Source organism: Enterobacter sp. CM29, from assembly GCF_013179605.1.
GTDB classification, from domain to species: domain Bacteria; phylum Pseudomonadota; class Gammaproteobacteria; order Enterobacterales; family Enterobacteriaceae; genus Enterobacter; species Enterobacter intestinihominis.
This window is the reverse complement of sequence record NZ_JABMCU010000185.1, coordinates 1-9,047: the sequence shown is the minus strand read 5'-3', so window position 1 is coordinate 9,047 and position 9,047 is coordinate 1. Positions and strand designations below refer to the sequence as shown.

7 protein-coding genes are annotated in these 9,047 nt (G+C 55.3%); 6 read left to right on the top strand and 1 reads right to left on the bottom strand.

Features of this window, described 5'->3' with window-relative positions:
- The coding region (locus HP459_RS18615; protein WP_171936624.1) for a thiamine pyrophosphate-binding protein at positions 1–1,286 on the top strand (1,286 nt) is incomplete at its 5' end.
- 45 nt (positions 1,287–1,331) lie between these two features.
- On the opposite strand, the gene HP459_RS18610 is transcribed toward HP459_RS18615, so the two are convergent.
- The gene (locus HP459_RS18610) at positions 1,332–2,090 is read right to left on the bottom strand and encodes a M48 family metallopeptidase (RefSeq protein ID WP_003860073.1); all 759 of its coding nucleotides are present in this window, start codon (positions 2,088–2,090) and stop codon (positions 1,332–1,334) included.
- Between the two features lie 272 nt (positions 2,091–2,362).
- Between HP459_RS18610 and tkt the strand changes: the two genes are divergently transcribed.
- The 5 genes from tkt to mscS all read left to right on the top strand — a co-directional run.
- Positions 2,363–4,354 carry a transketolase gene (gene tkt / locus HP459_RS18605; RefSeq protein WP_022649333.1) on the top strand — a complete coding sequence of 664 codons (1,992 nt, stop codon included), beginning with the start codon at positions 2,363–2,365 and terminating at the stop codon, positions 4,352–4,354.
- 356 nt (positions 4,355–4,710) lie between these two features.
- Complete coding sequence (gene epd / locus HP459_RS18600) at positions 4,711–5,730, top strand: erythrose-4-phosphate dehydrogenase (protein ID WP_022649326.1); 1,020 nt, start codon at positions 4,711–4,713, stop codon at positions 5,728–5,730.
- 49 nt (positions 5,731–5,779) lie between these two features.
- A complete protein-coding gene (gene pgk, locus HP459_RS18595; RefSeq protein WP_023298554.1) occupies positions 5,780–6,943 on the top strand; it encodes a phosphoglycerate kinase in 1,164 nt (387 codons plus the stop codon).
- 92 nt (positions 6,944–7,035) lie between these two features.
- Entirely contained in the window at positions 7,036–8,115 is a 1,080-nt protein-coding gene (fbaA, locus tag HP459_RS18590) for a class II fructose-bisphosphate aldolase (protein ID WP_171936623.1), read from the top strand.
- A gap of 188 nt (positions 8,116–8,303) precedes the next feature.
- A partial coding sequence (gene mscS / locus HP459_RS18585) for a small-conductance mechanosensitive channel MscS (RefSeq protein ID WP_171936622.1) occupies positions 8,304–9,047 on the top strand: 744 nt, incomplete at its 3' end.

Genomic DNA, 9,047 nt, shown 5'->3' with positions numbered 1-9,047 from the left:
GCGATCAGCTGACCTTCCTGAAGGCCAGCTCAAAACGGGCGTACCGTATCAGCAATGCGAATCAGGCGATAGCCATTCTGCATAAAGCCATCCAGGACGCGCAGACCCCGCCGTGCGGACCGGTTTCGGTGGAAATCCCGATTGATATTCAGGGCGCCAAAATTCCGCTGTCGCTGGTTACCGCCCCGGTCAAACCGGCATCGGTTCCAGCCGTGGATACCGGGATGGTTGACGCGCTGTGGGCGCAGCTCAAACAGGCGAAACAGCCGCTGCTGTGGCTGGGCGGCGGGGCGCTGGGAAGCGCTGAGGCGGTGAAAAAACTGGCGGATGCGGGCATCACCGTGATTTCCAGCACCCACGCGCGCGGCGTGCTGCCGGACGACCACCGCGCCAGCCTGCGGGCGTTCCACAACTCGCCGTCGGTGGAGGCGCTGATTGCGCAGTGTGATTTTACGCTGGTCGCCGGTTCACGTCTGCGCAGCAACGAAACCCGCTCCTGGACGCTTGAGCTGCCGTCCCCGCGCGTGCAGATTGATATCGACCCGGCGGCGGCCAGCCGTAACTACCTGATGGATAGCACGTTGATAGCCGATTGTTCAGCGCTGCTTGGCGCGCTGGCTAAAAAAGTGCAGGGCCGCGAGTGGGGCAACGCCCAGTGGGATATGCAGGTGCAGCAGGCGGTCGGGCAAGCTGAGCAGGGGCTGCGCGAGCAGTGCGGCGCCTATGCGAAGCTTAACGACGCCATAGAAAAAGCCCTGCCGAAAGACGGCCTGCTGGTGCGCGATATCACCGTGTCCGGCAGCCTGTGGGGTAGCCGCCTGTTCAGGGCTAACGGTCCGCTGCTGAACATTCACTCCCTCGCCGGGGCGATTGGTATGGGACTGCCGATGGCCATCGGCACCGCGATTGCTAACCCGCAGCGCAGGGTGGTGGGACTGGTGGGCGACGGCGGCCTGAGCCTGAATTTAGGCGAGCTGGCGACGCTGGCGCAGGAGAAAGCCAACGTGACGCTGCTCATCATGAACGACGGGGGCTACGGCGTAATGCGCGGTATTCAGGATAAATATTTTGGCGGGCGTCAGTATTATAACGAACTGCATACACCGGACTTTACCCTGCTGGCGCAGGCGATTGGCCTACAGGCCTGGAGCGTTGAGCGGGCTGAGGACTTTGATGCGGTGATGACGGAAGCGCTGGCGATGCCGGGGCCGTCGGTGGTGGAAGTGCGGATGGGGCAGATTGGCGCCCTGAAGTTTGCCGGGCCGCCACAGAAAACGCTGTACTGATTGAGCCTTGTTGCCCGGTAGCGCGGCGCGCACCGGGCCGAAGTTTTATTTAATTCCGTCTGCCGCCATGCGGTCACGGATATGCTGCGCGCGTTCAACGGAGGCCGGGTGATCGTCAAACATGGAGCTTTGACGGCCTTCCTCCAGTTTCGCCAGTTTTTCGAAGCTGGTGGCTAAACCCGATGGATTGATGCCGCGTTTGCGCAACAGATCGTAAGAGTAGTCATCCGCTTCCGACTCCTGACGCTGGGAGAACTGGGAGTTAACCAGTTTCTCACCCACGTCGCCCAGCTGCGACTGGGACAGGCTGCCGACAATGCCGCCCGCAGAGGCCGCCGCAGCACGCACGGCATTGGTGCCCAGCGCAACCTGCATCCCTTTCTTCACGTGACCGAGAGCAACGTGACCCATTTCATGGCCGATCACCGCTTCCACTTCGTTGTCGGTCATCATGTCCATCAGGCCGCTGTAAACGCGGATACAGCCGTTAGCCATCGCGAAGGCGTTGACGTCTTTCGCCATATACACCTTGTAGTTCACCGGCTGACCGTTAATGTTGTCGCCCAGCGCGGAAGCAATCTTGTTCAGACGCTGCGTGTAGGTGCTGTTTGCCGGGGCAAGCGTAGCTTTTCCATCCATATCCTTACAGGCCTCGTCGCTCAGCGCTTTCACCTGCGCATCGCTCAATGAGTAGGCCTGAAAAGCTTCTGCGCCTGAGGTCATCAGGCCGTTAGAATCCATATTCTGACAGCCGCTTAGCAGGAGCGTTGTTCCCACAGCCAGCCCAATTGCACGCATTTTCATGATGTTGCTTCCGTACTCGTTAATCTGAATTAATTCCGAAAAATGCACCGTCAACGAAGCCGGTGTCGGGCTAAGTATAAGGAATATCTACAGGGGCGGGCGAGTAGATTGCGCAACATGCGAGCATGATCCAGAGATTTCTTAAGCTGCAAAAGAATGGTCCATGTACATGCCCTGCGGCTTGGGTTACATTGTTGGCACTTTTTTCCGGCGTAGCCCAAAACGCGCTGTCGTCAAGGGCATGGCCTTTAACAGTCCGATCTGGAGTTAAAATGTCCTCACGTAAAGAGCTTGCTAATGCTATTCGTGCGCTGAGCATGGACGCAGTACAGAAAGCCAAATCCGGCCACCCGGGCGCCCCTATGGGCATGGCTGACATCGCCGAAGTCCTGTGGCGTGATTTCCTTAACCACAACCCGCAGAACCCGGCATGGGCAGACCGCGACCGTTTCGTGCTGTCTAACGGCCATGGCTCTATGCTGATCTACAGCCTGCTGCACCTCACTGGCTACGATCTGCCAATCGAAGAGCTGAAAAATTTCCGTCAGCTGCACTCCAAAACTCCAGGTCACCCGGAAGTGGGCTACACCGCTGGCGTTGAAACCACTACCGGTCCGCTGGGTCAGGGCATTGCGAATGCCGTGGGTATGGCGATTGCTGAGAAGACCCTGGCGGCACAGTTCAACCGTCCTGGCCACGACATCGTTGACCACTTCACCTATGCGTTCCTGGGCGACGGCTGCATGATGGAAGGCATTTCTCACGAAGTGTGCTCCCTGGCAGGCACCCTGAAGCTGGGTAAACTGGTTGCGTTCTACGACGACAACGGCATCTCCATCGACGGTCACGTTGAAGGCTGGTTCACTGACGACACCGCCGCACGTTTCGAAGCCTACGGCTGGCACGTTGTGCGCGGCGTTGATGGCCACGATGCTGACTCGATTAAACGTGCCGTAGAAGAAGCGCGCGCCGTGACCGACAAACCGTCCCTGCTGATGTGCAAAACCATCATCGGCTTCGGTTCTCCGAACAAAGCGGGCACTCACGACTCCCACGGCGCACCACTGGGCGACGCGGAAATCGCACTGACCCGTGAAGCGCTTGGCTGGAAACACCCTGCCTTCGAAATCCCATCTGAAATCTACGCGCAGTGGGATGCAAAAGAAGTGGGCCAGGCGAAAGAAGCAGCCTGGAACGAGAAGTTCGCGGCTTACGCGAAAGCCTTCCCACAGGAAGCGGCTGAATTCACCCGTCGTATGAAAGGCGACATGCCGTCTGACTTCGACGCGAAAGCGAACGAGTTCATTGCGAAGTTGCAGGCGAACCCGTCTAAAATCGCCAGCCGTAAAGCGTCTCAGAATGCGATCGAAGCGTTTGGTCCTCTGCTTCCAGAATTCCTCGGCGGCTCCGCTGACCTGGCGCCATCTAACCTGACCCTGTGGTCTGGCTCTAAGCCAATCAACGAAGACACTGCCGGTAACTACATCCATTATGGTGTACGTGAATTCGGTATGACCGCGATTGCCAACGGTATCGCTCTGCACGGTGGTTTCCTGCCGTACACCTCTACCTTCCTGATGTTCGTAGAATATGCACGTAACGCCGTGCGTATGGCTGCGCTGATGAAACAGCGTCAGGTGATGGTCTACACCCACGACTCCATCGGTCTGGGCGAAGATGGTCCAACTCACCAGCCGGTAGAGCAGGTGGCTTCCCTGCGCGTGACCCCGAACATGAGCACATGGCGTCCATGTGACCAGGTTGAATCTGCGGTGGCGTGGAAATACGGCGTTGAGCGTCAGGACGGCCCGACCGCGCTGATCCTCTCCCGTCAGAACCTGGCGCAGCAGGAGCGTACCCCAGAGCAGTTGGCAAACATCGCCCGCGGTGGTTACGTGCTGAAAGATTGCGCGGGCCAGCCTGAGCTGATCTTTATCGCGACCGGTTCTGAAGTTGAACTGGCCGTTGCCGCATGGGAAAAACTGACTGCTGAAGGCGTGAAAGCGCGCGTGGTTTCCATGCCGTCTACCGATGCGTTCGACAAGCAGGATGCCGCGTACCGCGAATCTGTACTGCCTAAAGCGGTCTCCGCTCGCGTGGCAGTGGAAGCGGGTATCGCTGATTACTGGTTCAAATATGTGGGCCTGAACGGCGCTATCGTCGGTATGACCACCTTCGGTGAATCTGCTCCGGCAGAGCTGCTGTTCGAAGAGTTCGGCTTCACCGTTGAGAACGTTGTCGCTAAAGCGAAAGAACTGCTGTAATTGCCGTTTTGCCCGGTGGCGCTAACGCTTACCGGGCCTACAAATGGCATAAAATGTAGGCCGGGTAAGCGTTAGCGCCGCCCGGCTTTTTTGTATGCACGATTCCTCAGACATGTAACTGCTCTGTAAATTATTCCACCGAAAATGTGATGCAAGTCATATAGCTCGCTTATTCATCTGGACAGAGATTCCTTTTATTCCCCGATTCGCTTATTCTTGCTGAAGCGTTTCAGTCGATTAAATGTTCGACAATTGACCAATCAATCGCAGTTTGTGACAGCAAGGATTCCCCTTCGGGCGTCGCTGGATTACTCTTTCAGCCACCTCAAACTCAGGGATAGCTTTGCAGGAGATCTATGACCGTACGCGTAGCGATTAATGGCTTCGGTCGCATCGGGCGCAACGTGGTTCGTGCTTTATATGAATCCGGGCGTCGTGCGGAAATCACCGTGGTGGCAATCAATGAACTGGCGGATGCTGCGGGCATGGCGCATTTGTTGAAATATGACACCAGCCACGGTCGCTTTGCCTGGGACGTTCGCCAGGAAAGGGAACAGCTGTTCGTCGGTGACGATGCCATCCGCGTGCTGCATGAGAACAGTATTGAAGAGCTGCCCTGGCGCGAACTGGGTGTGGATGTGGTGCTGGACTGTACCGGCGTGTACGGTAACCGTGAACATGGCGAAGCGCATCTGAATGCTGGCGCGAAAAAAGTGCTGTTCTCCCATCCCGGCAGTCACGACCTCGACGCCACCGTCGTGTTTGGTGTCAACCAGCACGAACTGCAGGCTGAACACCGCATTGTCTCCAACGCCTCCTGTACCACCAACTGCATTATTCCGGTCATTAAACTGTTAGACGATGCGTATGGCATTGAATCCGGTACCGTGACCACGATTCACTCCGCCATGCATGATCAGCAGGTTATCGACGCCTACCATCCGGATTTACGACGCACTCGCGCGGCGAGCCAGTCCATCATTCCGGTGGATACGAAACTGGCTGCCGGGATCACGCGTATTTTCCCGCAGTTTAACGACCGTTTCGAAGCGATTGCCGTGCGCGTCCCGACGATAAACGTCACCGCAATCGATCTTAGCGTGACGGTGAAAAAACCGGTAAAAGCCTGTGAAGTCAACCTGTTGCTGCAAAAAGCGGCACAGGGAGCATTTCATGGTATAGTTGACTATACGGAATTACCGTTGGTCTCAGTAGATTTTAACCACGACCCGCACAGCGCCATCGTGGATGGCACGCAGACGCGAGTCAGTGGTGCGCACCTCATCAAGACGCTGGTCTGGTGTGATAACGAATGGGGCTTTGCTAACCGAATGCTCGACACCACGTTAGCCATGGCCGCAAAAGGTTTCAGGTAGAGCGCACCTTGCGCTTGCAAAACTTTAAGAATCAACGAGAGGATTCACCATGTCTGTAATTAAGATGACCGATCTGGATCTGGCAGGTAAACGCGTTTTCATCCGTGCCGATCTGAACGTACCGGTTAAAGATGGCAAAGTGACCAGCGACGCGCGTATCCGTGCATCTCTGCCAACCATTGAACTGGCTCTGAAGCAGGGCGCTAAAGTGATGGTCACCTCCCACCTGGGCCGTCCAACTGAAGGCGAGTACAACGAAGAGTTCTCTCTGCTGCCGGTTGTTAATTACCTGAAAGACAAACTGTCCAACCCGGTTCGCCTGGTGAAAGATTACCTGGACGGCGTGGAAGTTGCCGAAGGTGAGCTGGTTGTTCTGGAAAACGTTCGCTTCAACAAAGGCGAAAAGAAAGACGACGAAACCCTGTCCAAAAAATACGCTGCGCTGTGCGACGTATTCGTGATGGATGCATTCGGTACGGCTCACCGTGCGCAGGCTTCTACCCACGGTATCGGTAAATTCGCAGACGTCGCCTGTGCAGGTCCACTGCTGGCTGATGAACTGGAAGCGCTGGGTAAAGCACTGAAAGAACCTGCTCGTCCTATGGTCGCTATCGTTGGTGGTTCTAAAGTTTCTACCAAACTGACCGTTCTGGATTCCCTGTCCAAAATCGCTGACCAGCTGATCGTTGGCGGTGGTATCGCGAACACCTTCGTTGCTGCGCAAGGCCACAACGTGGGTAAATCCCTTTACGAAGCGGATCTGGTTGACGAAGCCAAACGCCTGCTGAGCACCTGTGATATTCCGGTTCCAACTGACGTTCGCGTGGCGACCGAGTTCTCCGAAACTGCTACCGCAACCCTTAAATCTGTTAATGACATCAAAGATGAAGAGCAGATTCTGGACCTGGGCGACGTTTCTGCACAGAAACTGGCTGAAATCCTGAAAAACGCAAAAACTATCCTGTGGAACGGTCCTGTCGGCGTGTTCGAATTCCCGAACTTCCGCAAAGGGACTGAAATCGTGGCTAACGCTATCGCAGACAGCGAAGCGTTCTCTATCGCAGGCGGTGGTGACACCCTGGCAGCTATCGACCTGTTCGGTATCGCTGACAAGATCTCCTACATCTCCACTGGTGGCGGCGCATTCCTCGAATTCGTGGAAGGCAAAGTCCTGCCAGCAGTAGCAATGCTCGAAGAGCGCGCTAAGAAGTAAGCCATTCAGGGGCAGGGAAACCTGCCCAATTTTCAGCGCGCTTATCAGAGCTCGCACCTTTTCTAACGGCCGAAGATACAGGACTAAGCAACATGTCTAAAATTTTTGATTTCGTAAAACCTGGCGTTATCACTGGTGATGACGTACAGAAAGTGTTCCAGGTAGCTAAAGAAAACAACTTCGCTCTGCCAGCAGTTAACTGCGTAGGTACCGACTCCATCAACGCCGTACTGGAAACCGCTGCAAAAGTTAAAGCACCGGTTATCGTTCAGTTCTCTAACGGCGGCGCTGCGTTCATCGCAGGTAAAGGCGTGAAAACTGACGTTCCTCAGGGCGCTGCTATCCTGGGTGCTATCTCTGGCGCACATCATGTTCACCAGATGGCTGAGCACTACGGTGTTCCGGTTATCCTGCACACTGACCACTGCGCGAAAAAACTGCTGCCATGGATCGACGGTCTGCTGGACGCAGGTGAAAAACACTTCGCAGCAACCGGTAAGCCACTGTTCTCTTCTCACATGATCGACCTGTCCGAAGAGCCTCTGGAAGAAAACATCGAGATCTGCTCTAAGTACCTGGCGCGTATGTCCAAAATGGGCATGACCCTGGAAATCGAACTGGGTTGCACCGGCGGTGAAGAAGACGGTGTGGACAACAGCCACATGGACGCTTCTGCTCTGTACACTCAACCAGAAGACGTTGATTACGCTTACACCGAGCTGAGCAAAATCAGCCCACGCTTCACCATCGCAGCATCCTTCGGTAACGTGCACGGCGTGTACAAGCCAGGTAACGTGGTTCTGACCCCGACCATCCTGCGTGATTCTCAGGAATATGTGTCTAAGAAACACAACCTGCCGCACAACAGCCTGAACTTCGTCTTCCACGGCGGTTCCGGTTCTTCTGCTCAGGAAATCAAAGATTCCGTAAGCTACGGCGTAGTGAAAATGAACATCGATACCGACACCCAGTGGGCAACCTGGGACGGTATCCTGCAATACTACAAAACCAACGAAGCTTACCTGCAAGGTCAGCTGGGCAACCCGAAAGGCGAAGACCAGCCGAACAAGAAATACTACGATCCACGCGTATGGCTGCGCGCTGCCCAGACTTCTATGATTACTCGTCTGGAGCAGGCATTCAAAGAACTGAACGCGGTTGACGTTCTGTAATTTGTACTGCTGACAGCACATCAGAAGGCCCGCAAATGCGGGCCTTTTTTTATGCTTTTTCAATATCCTGCAATACCTGATTTTGTGATCTGTTTGGCATTACCCGCTCTTTTTGTTTACCCTTTACTGACCTGCCTGTCCCCTTAAGGGATAGATTTTGTGTTTTGGTTTAGCAAAAGGAAGAATAAATGGAACAACTTGATGTTGTAGACAGCATCAATCACGCGGGTAACTGGCTGGTGCGCAACCAGGCGCTACTGCTGAGCTACGCTGTGAATATTGTTGCCGCTATTGCCATCATCATTGTCGGGATGATCGTGGCGCGTATCGTATCGAACGCGGTCAACCGGGTGATGGTTGCACGTCACATTGACGCCACGGTCGCCGATTTCCTCTCCGCGCTGGTGCGTTACGGCATCATCGCCTTTACGCTGATTGCGGCGCTGGGGCGTGTCGGCGTGCAGACGGCATCCGTCATCGCTGTGCTCGGTGCTGCCGGTCTGGCCATTGGTCTGGCATTACAGGGTTCGCTGTCGAACCTGGCGGCGGGCGTACTGCTGGTAACCTTCCGTCCGTTCCGTTCCGGTGAATACGTGGATTTAGGCGGGATCGCGGGTACCGTGTTGCAGGTACAGATTTTCTCTACCACTCTGCGTACTGTCGACGGTCGTATTGTGGTGGTACCGAACGGGAAAATCATTGCCGGCAATATCATTAACTTCTCCCGCGAGCCGGTGCGTCGTAACGAGCTGATCATCAGCGTGGCGTACGATTCCGATATCGATCAGGTGAAGTCTCTGATTACCAACATCATTGCTTCAGATGACCGTATTCTGAAGGACCGCGAGCAGACCGTTCGTCTGAATGAACTGGGCGCATCATCCATTAATTTTGTGGTGCGCATCTGGAGCAAAAGCAGCGATCTGCAAAAC

What these genes read in the sequence shown, in the direction of transcription:
- HP459_RS18610 (WP_003860073.1), bottom strand. Translation starts at nt 2,090, where the DNA reads ATGAAAATGCGTGCAATTGGGCTGGCTGTGGGAACAACGCTCCTGCTA.
- tkt (WP_022649333.1), top strand. Translation starts at nt 2,363, where the DNA reads ATGTCCTCACGTAAAGAGCTTGCTAATGCTATTCGTGCGCTGAGCATG.
- epd (WP_022649326.1), top strand. Translation starts at nt 4,711, where the DNA reads ATGACCGTACGCGTAGCGATTAATGGCTTCGGTCGCATCGGGCGCAAC.
- pgk (WP_023298554.1), top strand. Translation starts at nt 5,780, where the DNA reads ATGTCTGTAATTAAGATGACCGATCTGGATCTGGCAGGTAAACGCGTT.
- fbaA (WP_171936623.1), top strand. Translation starts at nt 7,036, where the DNA reads ATGTCTAAAATTTTTGATTTCGTAAAACCTGGCGTTATCACTGGTGAT.